The 17,011-nt window shown below is 65.4% G+C and carries 19 protein-coding genes; 4 read left to right on the forward strand and 15 right to left on the reverse strand.

Annotated features, from left to right (window positions below; genetic code table 11):
• Positions 1–7: 7 nt before the first annotated feature.
• Both LDO41_RS33305 and LDO41_RS33310 read right to left on the reverse strand, forming a co-directional pair.
• Positions 8–1,327, reverse strand: a complete 1,320-nt coding sequence (locus tag LDO41_RS33305; RefSeq protein ID WP_377745397.1) for an ABC transporter ATP-binding protein — start codon at positions 1,325–1,327, stop codon at positions 8–10.
• Between the two features lie 20 nt (positions 1,328–1,347).
• Complete coding sequence (locus LDO41_RS33310; protein ID WP_223995781.1) at positions 1,348–3,090, reverse strand: ABC transporter permease; 1,743 nt, start codon at positions 3,088–3,090, stop codon at positions 1,348–1,350.
• 163 nt (positions 3,091–3,253) lie between these two features.
• Here LDO41_RS33310 and LDO41_RS33315 point away from each other — a divergent pair, with 163 nt between their 5' ends.
• Entirely contained in the window at positions 3,254–3,532 is a 279-nt protein-coding gene (locus tag LDO41_RS33315) for an acylphosphatase (RefSeq protein WP_377745376.1), read from the forward strand.
• Between the two features lie 13 nt (positions 3,533–3,545).
• Here LDO41_RS33315 and LDO41_RS33320 read toward each other — a convergent pair whose 3' ends face one another.
• The 8 genes from LDO41_RS33320 to rpe all read right to left on the reverse strand — a co-directional run bounded on the left by LDO41_RS33320 (position 3,546) and on the right by rpe (position 10,957).
• On the reverse strand, positions 3,546–4,322 hold the full coding sequence (locus LDO41_RS33320; RefSeq protein ID WP_223995782.1) for a uracil-DNA glycosylase: 777 nt from the start codon (positions 4,320–4,322) through the stop codon (positions 3,546–3,548).
• Positions 4,323–4,346: 24 nt separating this feature from the next.
• A complete protein-coding gene (locus LDO41_RS33325) occupies positions 4,347–4,961 on the reverse strand; it encodes a CYTH domain-containing protein (protein ID WP_223995803.1) in 615 nt (204 codons plus the stop codon).
• Positions 4,962–4,985: 24 nt separating this feature from the next.
• Entirely contained in the window at positions 4,986–5,789 is an 804-nt protein-coding gene (gene trpC, locus LDO41_RS33330; RefSeq protein WP_223995783.1) for an indole-3-glycerol phosphate synthase TrpC, read from the reverse strand.
• Between the two features lie 99 nt (positions 5,790–5,888).
• Positions 5,889–6,917: an anthranilate phosphoribosyltransferase gene (gene trpD, locus LDO41_RS33335; protein WP_223995804.1), complete on the reverse strand. Its 1,029-nt coding sequence runs from the start codon at positions 6,915–6,917 to the stop codon at positions 5,889–5,891.
• Positions 6,918–6,973: 56 nt separating this feature from the next.
• Positions 6,974–7,558, reverse strand: a complete 585-nt coding sequence (locus tag LDO41_RS33340; RefSeq protein ID WP_223995784.1) for an anthranilate synthase component II — start codon at positions 7,556–7,558, stop codon at positions 6,974–6,976.
• Between the two features lie 20 nt (positions 7,559–7,578).
• Positions 7,579–9,105, reverse strand: coding sequence for an anthranilate synthase component I (gene trpE / locus LDO41_RS33345; protein WP_223995785.1), 1,527 nt, complete (start codon positions 9,103–9,105; stop codon positions 7,579–7,581).
• A gap of 431 nt (positions 9,106–9,536) precedes the next feature.
• On the reverse strand, positions 9,537–10,262 hold the full coding sequence (gene gph / locus LDO41_RS33350) for a phosphoglycolate phosphatase (RefSeq protein WP_223995786.1): 726 nt from the start codon (positions 10,260–10,262) through the stop codon (positions 9,537–9,539).
• Positions 10,262–10,957, reverse strand: a complete 696-nt coding sequence (gene rpe, locus LDO41_RS33355; protein WP_223995787.1) for a ribulose-phosphate 3-epimerase — start codon at positions 10,955–10,957, stop codon at positions 10,262–10,264. The genes gph and rpe overlap by 1 nt, the downstream gene beginning before the upstream one ends.
• Positions 10,958–11,079: 122 nt before the next feature.
• Here rpe and apaG point away from each other — a divergent pair, with 122 nt between their 5' ends.
• Positions 11,080–11,454 carry a Co2+/Mg2+ efflux protein ApaG gene (apaG, locus tag LDO41_RS33360; protein ID WP_223995788.1) on the forward strand — a complete coding sequence of 125 codons (375 nt, stop codon included), beginning with the start codon at positions 11,080–11,082 and terminating at the stop codon, positions 11,452–11,454.
• Positions 11,455–11,462: 8 nt separating this feature from the next.
• On the opposite strand, the gene LDO41_RS33365 is transcribed toward apaG, so the two are convergent.
• Positions 11,463–11,672, reverse strand: a complete 210-nt coding sequence (locus LDO41_RS33365) for a hypothetical protein (RefSeq protein WP_223995789.1) — start codon at positions 11,670–11,672, stop codon at positions 11,463–11,465.
• A 66-nt stretch (positions 11,673–11,738) separates the two neighbouring features.
• On the opposite strand from LDO41_RS33365, the gene mltA reads away from it, so the two are divergent.
• Positions 11,739–12,872, forward strand: a complete 1,134-nt coding sequence (gene mltA, locus LDO41_RS33370; protein WP_223995790.1) for a murein transglycosylase A — start codon at positions 11,739–11,741, stop codon at positions 12,870–12,872.
• A gap of 9 nt (positions 12,873–12,881) precedes the next feature.
• On the opposite strand, the gene paaK is transcribed toward mltA, so the two are convergent.
• The 4 genes from paaK to LDO41_RS33390 all read right to left on the reverse strand — a co-directional run bounded on the left by paaK (position 12,882) and on the right by LDO41_RS33390 (position 15,820).
• Entirely contained in the window at positions 12,882–14,186 is a 1,305-nt protein-coding gene (gene paaK / locus LDO41_RS33375; RefSeq protein ID WP_223995791.1) for a phenylacetate--CoA ligase PaaK, read from the reverse strand.
• A 29-nt stretch (positions 14,187–14,215) separates the two neighbouring features.
• Positions 14,216–14,671: a hydroxyphenylacetyl-CoA thioesterase PaaI gene (gene paaI / locus LDO41_RS33380; RefSeq protein ID WP_223995805.1), complete on the reverse strand. Its 456-nt coding sequence runs from the start codon at positions 14,669–14,671 to the stop codon at positions 14,216–14,218.
• Between the two features lie 16 nt (positions 14,672–14,687).
• On the reverse strand, positions 14,688–15,485 hold the full coding sequence (gene paaG, locus LDO41_RS33385) for a 2-(1,2-epoxy-1,2-dihydrophenyl)acetyl-CoA isomerase PaaG (protein ID WP_223995792.1): 798 nt from the start codon (positions 15,483–15,485) through the stop codon (positions 14,688–14,690).
• Between the two features lie 80 nt (positions 15,486–15,565).
• Positions 15,566–15,820: an RNA-binding protein gene (locus LDO41_RS33390; RefSeq protein WP_223995793.1), complete on the reverse strand. Its 255-nt coding sequence runs from the start codon at positions 15,818–15,820 to the stop codon at positions 15,566–15,568.
• Between the two features lie 102 nt (positions 15,821–15,922).
• On the opposite strand from LDO41_RS33390, the gene LDO41_RS33395 reads away from it, so the two are divergent.
• On the forward strand, positions 15,923–16,699 hold the full coding sequence (locus LDO41_RS33395; RefSeq protein ID WP_223995794.1) for an enoyl-CoA hydratase: 777 nt from the start codon (positions 15,923–15,925) through the stop codon (positions 16,697–16,699).
• Positions 16,700–17,011: the final 312 nt, after the last annotated feature.

The following is a 17,011-nucleotide window of genomic DNA, read 5'->3' on the forward strand; positions in this document are numbered from 1 at the left end:
TGTTGGTCTATGCGGCGTCGTCGCCCGGCAGCGTCAACATCCCACTGTTGTACTGGTACGCATAAATCTCCCCATACCGCCCCCAGGCAATCGCTACCGTCAGCAGCCGCTCGGCTTCCTCGGGCTTCAGAAACGCCTCGAGTTCGCGCAGCACCTGTTCTTCACCGATCTCGCCATCATCGGCAGCTTCGAGCTCGCGACGAATATGGGCGGCCAGCGCCACGTGCAACAGTAACTGTCGGCCAAACAGCACCTTGCGATCACCCGCCTCAGCCTCGTAATACGCGCGACCCAGCGCAGTCGCCGTGATATCCCCGCGTTCGAGCGTCGCCAGTTGCAGCAACTGCAATGCCTCGCACGCCGGCAGCAGTTCATCGTCAGTCAGGCCCGCCTCGCCCGCGAGATGCGGCAGGTCGGCGCGGCCGAGGAATGGCGCCTCGAGCAGCAGATCGAGAATCGCCTCCATCTGGCTGATATCGGCATTGGGCAACCGGAACCCGATCTCCTGCGCCGCCAGCGCGGCAACACGCGGACCCATCGCCGCAGGCGAGGTCATCAGCGCATACACCTCGTCGATCAGCGCGCGCACATGCGCATCGTCGCGATTGCGCGGCCGCGGAAATGACACCTGAACCTCCGCCCGCACGCGGCCAGGATCGCTCGAAAGAATCACGATCCGATCCGCCATCATCACCGCTTCCTCGATGTTGTGCGACACGATCAGGATGCTGCGAATATTCGCGCGGCCCGACTCCCACAGCTCGATCATCTCGTCGCGCAACGTCTCGCCGGTCAGCACATCGAGCGCGGAGAACGCTTCATCCATCAGCAGCAGATCGGGCTCGGTCACCAGCGCACGGGCAATGCCCACGCGCTGCCGCATGCCACCGGACAACTCGCGCGGCAACGCGCTGTTGAAGCCGGACAGCCCGATCATATCGATCGCCGCCTCCGCGCGCCGCGCGCGCTCGGCCTTGAGCACACCCTGCGCCTCGAGCCCAAGCTCCACGTTCTGCTGTACGGACAACCACGGAAACAGCGCGAACGACTGGAACACCATCGCAATACCCTCAGCCGCCCCCTGCAGCGGCTGCGCGCGAAACTGCACCTCGCCGTGATCGCTCGCCACCAGCCCCGCCATGATCCGCAGCAAGGTGGACTTCCCCGACCCCGAGCGCCCGAGCATCGCCACAATCTCGCCCTCGCGCAGCGTCAGGTTCACACCCTCGAGCACCGCACGGTCGGTATGGTCGGCGGTGCGAAACACCTTGCCGACATTGCGCAGTTCGATCACGGGCACCGTGGCCAGCTTGTCGTGTTCAGCCATCATGTCTTCCTCGATGAGGCTCAGAGTCGATTGCGCGATTGCGCAATGTCATACAGCCGGTTCCACAGCAGCCGGTTGAAGCCGACCACGAACAGCGCCATCACGCCAATGCCAAGCGCGATGCGCGGAAAATCGCCACGCGCGGTCATCTCGGCAATATAGCTGCCGAGCCCGGTCGCCACGAGCGTGCGATCGCCCCACGTCACGTACTCGGACACGATGCTGGCATTCCATGACCCGCCCGCGGCCGTGACCAACCCCGTCAGCAAACTGGGAAACACGGCCGGCAGCAGGAAGCGCCGCCATACCAGCCAGCCACGCAGCCCAAAGTTGCGCGCGGCCAGCCGCAGCTCGGTCGGAATGCCTGATGCGCCGGCCACCACGTTGAACAGGATGTACCACTGTGTGCCAAAGATCATCAGCGGGCTGAGCCAGATCTCGGGATTGAGACCGAACTTCACGATCGCCATCACCGCGATCGGAAACATCAGGTTCGCCGGGAACGCGGCGAGGAACTGCGCGATCGGCTGGGCAATGCGCGCCGCCGCGGGATTGAGGCCGATACGAATGCCGATCGGCACCCAGATCACGGCGGCGATCGCAATCAGCACGACCACGCGCACCATCGTCAGCACGCCGAGCCACAACACATGCGCGGCCTCGGCCCAGCCCACCTCGCCGTGGACGAACCACAGGATGCGGCCGAGCGCGGCCAGCGCCACCAGCGCGATGATCGTGTCGCGTAGCCGATCGTGCCACGGCGTCCGTGCTCGTACCGGCGCGCTCCGCGCGGCACGGCGATGGCGCGCGCTCCACGCCAGCGAGCGGCCGGCCAGCGCGGCGCTGGCCTTCAGCAATGCATGCACCCACGAGGAACGCCGTAGCAGGTTCAGCACCCACGACTGCGGTGCGTCGTCCTGCGCGAGCGTCTCGAAGCGAAAACGATCGGCCCACGCGACCAGCGGCCGGAACAGCAACTGGTCGTACACCACGATGCCGACCAGCATCGCCACGATCGCCCAGCCGATCGCTGCAAGGTTCTGCTGCTGAATCGCGAGCGCAATATACGAGCCGATGCCCGGCAGCCGAATGTCGTGACCGGAGACCGAGATCGCCTCCGAGGCCACCACAAAGAACCAGCCGCCCGACATCGACATCATCATGTTCCACAGCAGTCCGGGCATCGCGTAGGGCACCTCGAGGCGCCAGAAGCGCTGCCACGCGGACAGCCGCAACATGGTCGCGGCCTCGATCAGATCGCCCGGAATCGTGCGGAACGACTGATGCAGGCTGAAGGCCATATTCCACGCCTGCGACGTGAAGATCGCGAAGATCGCCGCGCATTCCACGCCCACCAGACTGCCGGGGAACAGCGCGATAAAGCCCGTGACGGTAATCGACAGAAAGCCGAGCACCGGGATCGATTGCAGGATATCGAGCGCCGGCACGAGGATTTTCTCGGCCGTGCGGTTCTTCGAGGCCAGCGCGGCGAAGGCGAACGAGAACAGCAGCGACGCACCAAGCGCGGCCAGCATGCGGATGCTCGTGCGCATCAGGTAGTAGGGCAGCTCGGCTACGTCGAGCCGCACGTCCAGCGCCTGGCCGGGCTGGTACGGCACGTTCATCTGCTGCGCGGCATACGCGACGATGACAATCACCGCGAGGATGATCGGCAGCAACGCGAAGTCGAAGCGATTCGGCGGCGCGGTCAGCAGTTGCCCGTCGTAGCCGGGCGCAGCGGTACGGTTTTGATTCGTTGGCATGGGAGGCACCGCTGGCGGTGTAAAGAAGCCGAAAGTCGCGCAAAGCGGCGTCCGGCGCACGCAAGTTGCGCGATGTCATTCCCATAACGCGTGAACAGGCTAGGTAGTTTACCTAGGCAGATGGCGTATGCTGCCGATCATCCCCACTCGCGCTGACATCCCGATGACACAAGAGATCTGGCATCTGACCGCCCATGGCGTCGTGCAGGGCGTGGGCTACCGCGCTGCCTGCCTGGATCGCGCCACGGCGCTGGGCCTGACCGGCTGGGTCCGCAACCGGACCGACGGCACGGTCGAGGTCATGGCCGCCGGACCGATCGACCGGCTCGAAGCATTGCGGCAATGGATGCAGGAAGGACCGCCCGCCGCGCGAGTTTCGCGTGTAGACGCCATGGCAGGCGAGGGCAGCTTCGATCGGTTCGACTGGCGACCGACCGCCTGAAGATTGACGTGGCCTAGCTGGCCACCCAGTCGATTCCCGGCCGCGCGTGCCGCGCGAGAAAGTCGTTGGCCGCGCGGAAATGCCCGCAGCCGAGAAAGCCGCGATGCGCGGACAGCGGCGAGGGGTGCGGGGCCTCCAGCACGCAATGGCCATTGCCATCGAGCAGCGCGCGCTTGGCCTGCGCATGGCTGCCCCACAGCATAAAGACGAGATTGGGGCGCGCGGCGGCCAACGCGTGAATCAGGCAATCGGTCACCGCTTCCCAGCCTCGCTTTGCATGGCTGGCAGCCTGACCCTGCTCGACCGTCAACACGGTGTTCAGCAGCAACACACCCTGACGCGCCCAGCCTTCGAGGTTGCCCGAGCCGCGGACCGCTTCCACGCCGTATTCCGCGCCGATTTCCTTGAAGATATTGCGCAGGCTCGGCGGTACCTTGACGCCCGCGGGGACCGAGAACGCCAGCCCGTGCGCCTGCGGCACCTCGGCGCCACCGACCGTGCCGGTGCCGTGGTACGGATCCTGACCGAGAATTACCACCTGCACCGCATCGGGCGGCGTCAGATGCAGCGCGTGAAACACCGCATGCGGAAACACCGGCTTGCCGGCCGCGCGTTCGCCATCGACAAAGCGGCACAGGTCGTCCCATGCGCTGCCCGTCAGGCACGGCGCCAGCAAGGCGCGCCATGCGGCGGGCAGGGCATCGACCTGCGCTTGCAGGCCATCGATGCGGGTCGGTGTGGACGTGGATGTGGGCGTGGATGGGGGCGCGGCGAACAAATCAGCTTGCATGCGGAAGGGGAGAAGAGGGGAAGGTCAGTCGGGCGTCGTCAGACGATAGCCGCGCGCGGCCTTGCTGAGATCGGACGGCGTCAGCGGGGCCACCGCACGCAACCGTTCGCCCAGCGCGCGCAACGCCGTCTCGGCGTTTGCTTCGTCGCCGGACAGCCATTCGAGCTCGAGCTCCTGAATCGGGTCGATGGCCGCCACACCCGCCGCGCTGATCGTGCCCGTATCGAGAGCGGCCTCGATGCGCTCGCCATCCTGCTCGACGATCCACGTCCGGCGCACGAAATCGGTCCGAAACGCCGGCGCAAGCTGCGCCATCAGCGGCGCCAGCACCTTGCGCGCATCGTCCGGAAAGCGATGCAGCTCGATTGCCTCGTCAGCCACCGGCGTCTCCCATTCGTTGCGCGCGCTCATGCCGCCCGAGCTATGCCCAACAGTCTTCAGCGTCTGCAGCCACTGTGTGTCTTTTCGTCGCAGCCGTAGCGCGGCACGCGCCCGCGCCAGATCGCGCGCGGGCGTGTCGAGGTACACGTTGAGCATGGTCACCTCGCCCTGCGCTTCGCCATGCTGGTCCAGCCAGCTGGCGACGACGGTCAGCGCGTCATCAGGCACCGCCAGCTTCAGTTCGATCTCTCGACCCATTGCGTGCATTGCGTGCGGCTCGACTTACGCGAACAGACGCGCGAGTTCCACGCCCGGATCGGGCGCGCGCATAAACGCCTCGCCCACGAGGAACGCGTGGACATCGGACTCGCGCATGCGCTTGACGTCGTCGGGTCCGAGAATGCCGGACTCGGTAACGACCAGCCGTTCCGCAGGCATGCGCGGCAGCAGGTCGAGCGTGTTGTCGAGCGACACTTCGAACGTGCGCAGATTGCGGTTGTTCACGCCCAGCAACGGCGTCTTGAGCCGCAGCGCGCGATCGAGTTCTTCGGGGCCATGCACTTCCACCAGCACGTCCATGCCGAGTTCGTGCGCGCATGCCTCAAGCTCGGCCATCAGGCCCGGGTCCAGCGCGGCGACGATCAGCAGAATGCAGTCGGCGCCCCAGCTACGCGCTTCATAGACCTGATACAGATCGATCATGAAGTCCTTGCGCAACGCCGGCAGATCGCACGCGCCACGCGCGCGCTTGAGGAAGTCCGCATGGCCCTGGAAGAAGTTCACGTCGGTCAGTACCGACAGGCACGCCGCGCCATGCGTGGCATAGCTCTCGGCAATGGCCTCGGGCACGAAATTCTCGCGCAGCACACCCTTGGAGGGCGATGCCTTCTTGACCTCGGCGATCACGCCCGCATGGCCTGCCGCGATCTTCTCGCGGATCGCGCGCTCGAAGCCGCGCGGCGCGAAGCCTGCCTCGTTGCGCAGGCTCTCGGCCTCCGCGCGCAGGCTCGGCAGATCGCGCACCTTGCGCGCGGCATTCACTTCGTCGGCCTTCACGGCCAGGATTTTCTGCAGGATGTCTGACATGGCAATACTCTTCGATGTGGACCCGACCGGGTTGGTGGGTCCACGGGGCGACGTGGTTCCCGCCGAGGTTACCAAATTAGGTTACGGCAGCGACCGGTCTTATCGGAACTGCTGGGTGGCGCGCACGAACTGGTCGAGCTTCTCGCGCGCGGCGCCGCTTGCGATGGCTTCGCGCGCACGGCGAATGCCGTCTTCGATCGAAGACGCCACGTTGGCCGCATACAGCGCGGTGCCCGCATTCAGCGTCACAATCTCGCGCGGCGTGCCGGCCACGTTGGTCAGCGCTTCCAGCACCATCTCCTTGGACTCGGTCGCGTCCGCCACCTTGAGGCCTCGGTTCGAGATCATCGACAGGCCGAAGTCCTCGGGATGGATCTCGTACTCGCGTACCTCGCCGTCCTTGAGCTCGCCGACCATCGTGGCCGCGCCCAGCGACACCTCGTCCATGCCGTCCTTGCCGTAGACCACGATCGCGTGCTTCGCGCCCAGGCGCTCCATCACACGCACCTGAATGCCGACGAGGTCCGAATGAAACACGCCCATCAGGATATTTGGCGCATCGGCCGGATTGGTCAGCGGGCCGAGGATATTGAAGATCGTGCGCACGCCCATCTCCTTGCGGATCGGCGCCACGTTCTTCATGGCCGGATGATGGGTCGGCGCGAACATAAAGCCGATGCCAGTCTGCGTGATGCACTCGCCCACCTGCTCCGGCGTCAGCATGATGTTCACGCCCAGCGCTTCCAGCACGTCCGCGCTGCCCGACTTCGAGCTCACGCCGCGGTTGCCGTGCTTGGCGATCTTCGCGCCGGCCGCGGCCGCGACGAACATCGACGCCGTGGAGATATTGAACGTATGCGAACCGTCGCCACCAGTCCCGACGATGTCGATGAAGTTGTCGCGATCGGCCACCGGCACCTTGTTGGCGAACTCGCGCATCACCTGCGCCGCCGCCGAGATCTCGCCGATGGTTTCCTTCTTCACGCGCAGACCGGTCAGGATGGCTGCGGCCATCACGGGCGAGATCTGGCCCTGCATGATCTGCCGCATCAGATGCAGCATCTCGTCATGAAAGATCTCGCGGTGTTCGATGCAGCGCGTGAGCGCTTCCTGCGGCGTGATGGACATGGCGGTGTTCTGGTGGCTGTGATCGGTGGCAGTGAGTCCGGGCGTGTCGAGCCGTCTCATGGTTTCTTGCCAGAGACTGGCTTCTTCAGGAAGTTCGCCAGCAGCGCATGGCCGTGCTCCGAGAGGATCGACTCCGGATGGAACTGCACGCCCTCGACCGCCAGCGTCTTGTGCCGTACGCCCATGATCTCGCCGTCCGGTGTCCATGCGGTGACCTCGAGGCAATCCGGCAGCGTCTCGCGTTCGATGGCCAGCGAATGATAGCGCGTCACGTCGAAGTGCTTCGGCAGATTGGCGAACACGCCGTCCTGCGTGGTCTCGATCGTGCTGACCTTGCCGTGCATCACCTGCTTGGCGCGGATCACCTTGCCGCCGAACGCATCGCCGATGGCCTGATGGCCCAGGCACACGCCCAGCAGCGGTACCTTGCCCGCGAAATGTTTCAGCACGTCGATCGAGATACCGGCCTCGCGCGGGCTGCACGGCCCAGGCGACACGACGATATGGTCGGGCTTCAGCGCCTCGATCTCCTCGATCGTGATCTCGTCGTTGCGATAGGTGCGTACGTCCTCGCCGAGTTCGCCGAAGTACTGCACCAGGTTGTAGGTGAACGAATCGTAGTTGTCGATCATCAGCAGCATGGCAATTCTCCTGTCCGGGTTCAGAGGTCGGCGTCCAGGCCGTCCTGGACCTGTTCGGCAGCACGGATCACGGCGCGCGCCTTCGCCTCGGTCTCTTTCCATTCCGATTCGGGGTCCGAATCGGCAACGATGCCGGCAGCCGCCTGCACGTAGAGATTGCCGTCCTTGATGATGCCCGTGCGAATCGCGATCGCCAGATCCATCTCACCGCCGAACGACAGATAACCCACCGCGCCGCCGTAGATGCCGCGCTTGCGCGGCTCCAGTTCGTCGATGATCTCCATCGCGCGCACCTTGGGCGCGCCGGACAGCGTGCCGGCCGGGAACGTCGCGCGCAGCACGTCGAGGTTGGTCGTGCCGTCGCGCAGCGTGCCTTCCACCGAGCTCACGATGTGCTGCACGTGCGAGTACTTCTCGATGACCATCTTGTCGGTCACCTTGACCGAGCCGATCTCCGCGATGCGGCCGATATCGTTGCGCGCCAGGTCGATCAGCATCACGTGCTCGGCAATCTCCTTCGGATCGTTGAGCAGTTCCTTGGCCAACTGCTCGTCGCGCTCGGGCGTGTTGCCGCGCGGCCGGGTGCCGGCCAGCGGGCGAATCGTCACCACGCGCGACGTTTCGCTCTCGTTGCCGCCCGCACCGTTAGCGACCTTGCGCGTTTCCTGACGCACCAGGATCTCCGGCGAGGCGCCCACCACCTGAAAGTCGCCGAAGTTGTAGAAGTACATATAGGGCGACGGATTCAGCGAGCGCAGCGCGCGGTACAGCGACAGCGGCGCGTCGCGGTACGGCTTCATCAGCCGCTGGCCGATCTGCACCTGCATCATGTCGCCCGCCATGATGTATTCCTTGGCCTTGTGTACCGCCGACAGATAGTCGGCCTTGTCGAACTCGCGGTACACCTCGGTCTGCACGGACGGGCTGGTGACCGGCACATCTACCGGCTGGCGCAGCTTCATGCGCAGCTCGCGCAGACGCTGGCGTGCGCGCGGATAGGCTTCGGGCGTGGTCGGGTCGGCGTAGACGATCAGATAGAGCTTGCCCGACAGGTTGTCGATGACCGCCAGTTCCTCGCACAGCAGCAGCTGGATATCCGGCAGATTCAGATCGTCGGGCTTCTGCGCGCCGGCGAGCGATTTCTCGATATAGCGCACCGCGTCGTAGCCGAAGTAACCGGCCAGGCCACCGCAGAAGCGCGGCAGGCCGGGGCGCAGCGCCACCTTGAAGCGGCTTTCGAACGTGGCGATGAAGTCGAGCGCGTTGCCCTGATGGGTTTCAACGACCTTGCCATCCGTCACCACTTCCACGCGCTCGCCGTAGGCGCGCAGCAGCGTGCGGGCATGCAGGCCGATGAACGAATAGCGGCCGAAGCGCTCGCCGCCTACCACCGACTCCAGCAGAAACGTGTTGACGCCGCGCGTCTGCGACTGGGCCAGCTTGAGGTAGAGCGAGAGCGGGGTTTCCAGATCGGCCAGCGCTTCGGCGATCAGCGGAATACGGTTGTAGCCCTGGTCGGCCAGCGATTTGAATTCGAGTTCGGTCATGTCGATCCTCTACTTGCGGCGCCCGTCACGGACAGGTGGGAGACGCGGCACCGCGATGTCGGCAAGAGGCGGAGGCACAGGAAAACGCGCGGATCCGCCCCGGTTCGGACCGTGGTGCGATGGGCTTGCGGACAAGAACGCACACGGCCGGGGGTGGCGTGCAGCACGTTCGTGGAGCTAACCGTAGCACAGGAGAACCTGCATTACGGTGCGGCAAGAGGGGATCAGCTTGAGCGGGCGGGATCCGTGGGGACTGGAGCGATGACCAGAGTGCCGCTACGGAAACGCCGTCGAGGAAACCGTCAGGAGACTCGCGAACGCACCTTACGCCTGGATGGAGGCGTGCCAGCGACGCCAGGGCCAAGCCTGCCGATCACTGCCAGAAGAGATGCGTTTGCGGTTGACGAACATTGATGTTCTTGGGAGCTTGATTAACGCCGTGCCGCCAGGATGGCTGCGACGCGCGCAATGTCGGCGACTATACCATCGGCGTCGACGGCTTGTACAGGGTTGCCATGGTTGTAGCCATATGGCATCAACAGCACACCGATACCGGCGGCGCGGGCCGCGCGCGCATCGTTCTCCGAGTCGCCGATGGCCAGCATGGCCGACGGTTGCAGCCGGAACGCCTGTGCCACCTGCAGCAGCGGGTACGGATCGGGCTTGCGCAGTGCGAACGCGTCGCCGCCGTAGACCAGCTCGAAATACTGGTCGAGGCCGGTGCGGGCCAGCAGCGGCGTGGTGAAGTTCTCCGGCTTGTTGGTCACGCAGGCCAGCCGCAGTCCGGCCGCCTTGAGCGCCGTCAGGCCCTCGCGCACGTTCGGGTAGACCGACGAGAACTGGCCGTTGATCCGCACGTACTCGCGGTCGTACAGGTCGTAGGCCGCGTCGAACAGCGTCGTGGCCTGCTGTGGGAAACGTACCCCGAGCACCTGACGGATCAGGTTTTCCGAGCCCTTGCCAACAAAGTTGACCACTTCCTGAGCGCTCATCGGTGCCACCGGGCCCAGCTCCGGACGCGCGTGAACCAGCGCCAGCAGCATCGCGTTGATGGCGGCGTGGAAGTCACCGGCGGTATCGACCATGGTGCCGTCGAGATCGACGATCACGCCTTGAATGCCGCTCCAGTCGGTGCGGCGCAGGATCTCGGTCGTCATTACTGGCCAACCTTGGCAAGTTGGTCACGCAGCGAGCCGATGATGCCCTTGTAGCCGCCATCGGCGTCGGGCTTGCCGAACACCGCGGAGCCCGCGACGAAGGTATCGGCACCGGCCGCGGCGATCTCGGCGATGTTGTCCACCTTTACGCCACCGTCCACCTCCAGCAGGATCTGGCGGCCCGTGCGCGCCGTATAGGCGTCGATGCGAGCCCGTACCGCGCGCAGCTTGACGAGCGTCTCCGGAATAAACGACTGGCCGCCAAAGCCGGGGTTGACCGACATCAGCAGGATCACGTCCAGGCGATCCATCACGTGATCGAGGTGATGCAGCGGCGTGGCCGGGTTGAACACGAGGCCGGCCTGGCAGCCATTGTCGCGAATCAGCGCGAGCGAGCGATCCACGTGATCGCTGGCTTCGGGGTGAAACGTGATGATATTGGCGCCGGCCTTGGCAAAGTCCGGAATGATCCGATCGACGGGCCGCACCATCAGGTGCACGTCGATGGGCGCGGTCACGTGCGGGCGGATGGCTTCGCAGACCAGCGGGCCCACGGTCAGGTTGGGCACGTAATGGTTGTCCATCACGTCGAAGTGGATCCAGTCGGCGCCAGCTTCGGTCACACGACGGACTTCCTCGCCCAGACGGGCAAAATCGGCGGACAGGATGGACGGGGCGATGCGAAATGTGGTCATGACTGTGGGGGGCGGACGGCGCGACTGGAACGAGGCGCATATTCTACGCTGGTCAGGCCGCTTGCCGCTGCCCGGGCCTTGCAGCACAATGCGGACAACTTCGAGCACCCAGGCTGTCGATAATGAGCGAGTACGCATTCTCCGTGACGGTACGTACCCAGTACCTGTCCGACCAGTCGGATCCCGAGCGCGGGCGCTATGCGTTCGCCTACACCATCAATATCCGCAATACCGGTGAAGTCGCCGCGCAACTGATCTCGCGCCACTGGGTGATCATGGACAGCGACAATGCGTCGCAGGAAGTCTCCGGTCTGGGCGTGGTGGGTCACCAGCCGCTGCTCAAGCCGGGTGAGCACTTCGAATACACGAGCTGGGCCACGATCTCGACGCCGATCGGCTCGATGAAGGGCGACTACTTCTGCGTGGCCGAGGACGGCCACCGTTTCGAGGTGCCGATTCCCGAGTTCGCGCTGGTGCTCCCGCGCATGCTGCACTGACCCAAGGGTCAGCGTTCTCGCGAGGTGGCCTCGGTCTGCTCCGGCGCTGGCTTCGCACCACCGTTGCGGGACGGGTGATCGTCCGGCGCGCGGGTGGGCCGCGGGTTCTTCCTGGCGGTGCCCATGGTCCAGACCACGATGAACACCAGCAGGAACAGTGCCGCGCCGGCCTCCAGCGCGAACACGAGCATCGGATGGTCTGACAGAAATTGGCTCATCGGGAACCCATGCGGGAGTTAGTCGTCAGTTATGGGCGATTGTATGAGATACGGCTTCGATCACAGATGACAAATCAGGTAACGACGAACTGGCGCCGGCTCGGCTGGGCCGCGCTGGCAGGCGTGGCGATCTGGCTCGCGGGCTGCTCGAGCGGCCCCCCGCCGCGCGTGCAAGGCCCCGGCGGCACCACGGCCACCACGCCGGGCACCGGCACACCGCCGCCCTCGACCTCGGCGACGGCCGGACGTCTCCAGGCCGTGAGCTGGACCGAAGTCGGCGGCTGGAGCCAGGACGACGTGCGCGCCGCCTGGCCGGCGCTGCTGGCCAGCTGCCAGGCGCTCAAGAAGCGCCCGGAGTGGAATCGCGTCTGCTCGGTCGGCATCATGGTCGATGCGGGCGACCTGCCCGCGATGCGCGAATACTTCGAAACCAACTTCCAGCCGTACCGGGTGGTCAATGGCGACGGGACCGACAGCGGCCTGATCACCGGCTACTACGAACCGATCCTGCATGGGTCGCGCACGCGCCAGGGCACCTATCAGGTGCCGCTGTACCGGCGCTCGCCCGCGCTGGGCAAGGGCCCGCTGCCGGCGCGCGGCGAGCTGATGCAGAACCCGGCCATGCGCGGCAGCGAGCTGGTATGGGTCGATGACGCGGTGGAAGCGGCGTTCCTGCAGATCCAGGGCTCGGGTCGCATTCGGCTGCAGGACGGTACCGTGATGCGCGTCGGGTTCGGCGGCACCAACGATCAGCCGTTCCGCTCGATCGGCAAATGGCTGCTGGACCGCGGCGAGATTACGCCCGTGCAGGCGACGATGCAGGGCATCAAGGCTTGGGCGCGCGCCAATCCGGGCCGCGTCGAAGAGATGCTCAACGTCAATCCACGCTTCGTGTTCTTCCGCGAACTGCCGGCGAACAACGAAGGCCCGGTTGGCGCGCTCGGCGTGCCGCTGACAGCCGAGCGTTCGATCGCGGTGGATCCGGCCACGATTCCGCTCGGCGTGCCCGTGTTCCTCTCGACCACGCGGCCGCTCTCCACGGAGCCGATCCAACGCCTGATGTTCGCGCAGGACACCGGCTCGGCGATTCGCGGCGGTGTGCGCGCGGACTTCTTCTGGGGCGCGGGCGATGCCGCCGGTGAAACCGCAGGCCGCATGAAGCAGGGCGGCCGCATGTGGGTCCTGATGCCGCGCAGCTGAAGCGGCTGGCTAGCGCGGGCGCTGGTCGACGATACGCCGGGCCTTGCCGACCGAGCGCTCGATGCCGCCGGCCGGCAGCACGTCGATCTCCGCGCTCACCCCGATATAAGCCTTGATATCGCGCGCCAGCGTGACGCGTGCCTCGGTCGCGTCGGCAGGCCCAGCCCCATGCGCGCACTCGATGCGCACGGTCAACGTATCGAGCGGCCCGTCCTTGCCAAGCACGCACTGATAGTGCGGCGCAAGCTCGGCATGCCGCAGGATCAGTTCCTCGATCTGCGACGGAAACACATTGACCCCACGCACGATCATCATGTCGTCGGCCCGGCCGGTCACCTTCTCCATGCGACGAAACGCCGGCCGCGCGGTACCCGGCAGCAGCCGCGTCAGATCGCGCGTGCGATAGCGGACCACCGGCATCGCCTCCTTGGTCAGCGACGTGAACACGAGCTCGCCGAATTCGCCATCGGGCAGCACCGCGCCGGTATCGGGATCAATGATCTCGGGATAGAAATGGTCTTCCCAGATCGTCGGCCCATCCTTGGTTTCCGCGCACTCGTTGGCCACGCCGGGCCCCATGACCTCCGACAACCCATAGATATCCACAGCCGAAATGCCGAGCCGCTTCTCGATCGCAAGCCGCATCTCCGGTGTCCACGGCTCGGCGCCGAAAATGCCGATGCGCAGCGAGGTGGAAGCTGGATCCACGCCCTGACGCTCGAGTTCGTCAGCAATCGCGAGCATATAGCTCGGCGTCACCATGATGATCTCGGGTTTGAAGTCGAGGATCAGCTGCACCTGCCGCTCGGTCTGCCCTCCGCCGAACGGAATCGCCGTCAGGCCGCAGCGCTCCACGCCGTAATGGGCGCCGAGCCCGCCGGTGAACAGGCCGTAGCCGTAGCTCACATGCACCTTGTCGCCGTGGCGTGCGCCCGACGCGCGAATCGAACGCGCCATCACCGTCGCCCACGTGTCGATATCGCGTAGCGTGTAGCCGACCACGGTCGGCTTGCCGGTAGTGCCCGACGAGGCGTGAATGCGCGCGACGCGGTCCTGCGGCACCGCAAACATCCCGAACGGATAGTGATCGCGCAGGTCCTGCTTGGTCGTGAACGGGAAACGGGCGAGGTCCGCCAGCGAGCGCAGCTGGTCGGGATGCACGCCGGCCTCGTCGAACTTGCGACGGTAGACCGGCGAGTTGTCATAGGCGTGGCGCAGCGACCATCGCAGCCGCTCCAGTTGCAGGTCCTGCAAGGTCTGGAGACTGGCGGTCTCGATCGGCTCCAGCGGCAGATCGGTCAGGGCGGGGCGCATGGCTTCTCCTGTCGGTCCTGTCGGTCGTCTCAACGGTCGGCGGGTGGCGGCTGCGGTGACATCACCACATGGCCCCGAATCTGCGCGGACTTGCCGCGAAACATCGCCACGGGCTCGCCGGCCGCATTGGTCACGCGCACGTCGTAGATACCGTGCCGCCCCGACAGAACCTGCTCGACCGCTTCCGCAGTCAGCGTCTCGCCCGCATGCACGGGGCGCAGGAACTCGACGCTGCAGCCGGCCGCGACGGTGTTCACGTTGTGGCTGTTACACGCGAATGCGAACGCCGAATCGGCGAGCGTGAACATCAGCCCGCCATGGCATGTGCCGTGGCCATTGAGGAACTCCGGCCGGATCGGCATCGAGAGCCGCGCATAACCGGGGCGCACCGCCTCCACCACGATGCCGAGCCAGCGGCTGCAGGCATCGGCTTCGTACATGGCGGCCGCTGCGGCCTCGGCCAGCGCCTGCGCGTCGCCGCTCACGGGTTCACTCACCGTTTCATTCACCTGAGAAGCGCGGCGCGCGCTTCTCGAGGAACGCGTTCACGCCCTCGGTGTAATCGTGTGAGCGGCCGAGATCGCGTTGCAGATCCCGCTCGAGGTCGAGCTGCGTGTCCAGGGTATTGGTCAGGCTGGCGCGCATCGACTGCTTGATCGCCGCTAGCGCCCGTGTGGGCTGCATCGCCAGATGCGTGGCCAGTGCCAGCGCCTGTTCCTGCAGCAGCGGATCGTCGAGCGTCTCCCAGATCAGCCCCCATTTCTCGGCCTCCTCGGCCGACAGCTTGTTGCCGGTCATCGCCAGACCCAGCGCGCGCGCCATCCCCACACGCTGGGGCAGGAACCACGTGCCGCCGGAGTCCGGCACGAGCCCGATCTTCACGAAGGCCTGAATAAAGCTAGCCGAGCGCGCGGCAATCACGATGTCGCACGCGAGCGCGAGGTTCGCGCCGGCACCAGCCGCCGTGCCATTGACCGCGGCGATCACCGGCAGCGGCATGGCCTGCAGCCGCCGTACCAGCGGATTGAAGTGGTCGTCGATCAGCGTGCCAAGGTCGGTGGCATGGCCCGGCGTGAAGTCGAGATCGGCCAGATCCTGCCCCGCGCAGAAGCCCCGACCCGCGCCGGTCAGCAACAGCGCCCGCGCGCCGCCGGCCTCCACGTGATCCAGAGCGCCGCGCAGCGCCTCGTGCATCGCGCGCGTGAAACTGTTGAGCTTGTCAGGCCGATTCAGCGTGACCACGGCCACGTCGCCGTGCCACTGCAGCAGAATCGGACCGGTATCGAGCGACGAACGCATAGGGTCTCCCAAGGCATTGTGTGGGAAATTAACCGACCACGTGGTCGGGAAATATTGGCACTATCCCTGATGCCCCGCGCTCAGGCGAAGCGGTCGTGCATGACTTCCGCAACCAGCTCGCGGCTGCGCCAGTACATATGGTGGATGCGCGCGGCAAACTTATGGAGCGTCTCGGCATCGACGTGGTCATAGGTCAGCACCACGGACGGACGCGAGCCGTCGCCCTCGAGGCGCTCCAGAATGTTGGAATCAGGCAGGCCGTACTTGCGGAGAAACGCGTGAACGTCGTCATCGGACGCATCGGGATCGATGTTCGTCAGCATCAGGCGTGACATGATGTGCTCCTCGATGTGCGCACGGCTGAGTCTAGGCTTTGGGGCCACAGAATGACAGGCAGCACTCGTTACACTACAGAGCGAACATAACAAGGAGCAGACATGTCGTACGAAAACATCCTCGTGGAGACGCGTGGCCGCGTCGGTATCGTGACGCTGAATCGCCCGAAGGCGCTCAACGCCCTCAACGACGCGCTGATGGACGACCTGGGCGCCGCACTGACCGCGTTCGACCAGGACGAGGCGATCGGCTGCATCGTCATCACCGGCAGCGAACGCGCGTTTGCCGCGGGCGCCGACATCGGCATGATGGCCAAGTACTCGTTCATGGATGTCTACAAAGGGGACTACATCACGCGTAACTGGGAAACCATCCGCCGCATCCGCAAGCCCGTGATCGCCGCAGTGGGCGGCTACGCGCTGGGCGGTGGCTGCGAACTCGCGATGATGTGCGACATCATCATTGCGGCGGACACGGCCAAATTCGGTCAGCCCGAGGTCAAGCTCGGCACCATGCCGGGGGCAGGGGGCACGCAGCGCCTGCCGCGCGCGGTGTCCAAGGCCAAGGCAATGGACCTGTGCCTGACCGCCCGCATGATGGACGCGGCCGAGGCCGAACGCGCGGGCCTGGTGTCGCGCGTGGTCGCCGCGGACAAGCTGCTCGACGAAGCCGTGGGCGCGGCGGAGACGATCGCCGGCTATTCGCTGCCGGTGGTCATGATGATCAAGGAGTCGGTCAACGCGGCCTATGAGACGTCGCTGGCCGAGGGCGTCCACTTCGAGCGGCGCCTGTTCCATGCGACGTTTGCCAGCGAAGACCAGAAGGAAGGCATGGCCGCGTTCGTCGAGAAACGCGCCCCCGACTTCAAGCATCGCTAGTCTGATAGATCAGGGAATACCCGAGGGTGGCGTAGGGTTTTTACGAACATGTTGCACAACGATGAAAACCGACTTAATATTCGCCCCCTCGCAACACAAACCGAAAGACAGCAGCAGCGGAAACGCAGCGCTGGCGCGGGTTGCGGGGAGATTGGTAGGACGTCAGCGAGTTGGTCGATGTAGAAATTAAATCGACAAACCAGTTGACGAGAAGCAAGAAACGCTACATACTCTCGCTTCTTCGCTGCAACAAAACAGCGACGCAGTAAAGCAAGCAGCAAAACGCAAACGGCAAAGCCGGTGGCGCAAGTT

The sequence above is a fragment of the Cupriavidus pampae genome, from assembly GCF_914271485.1.
Taxonomy (GTDB): Bacteria; Pseudomonadota; Gammaproteobacteria; order Burkholderiales; family Burkholderiaceae; genus Cupriavidus; species Cupriavidus pampae.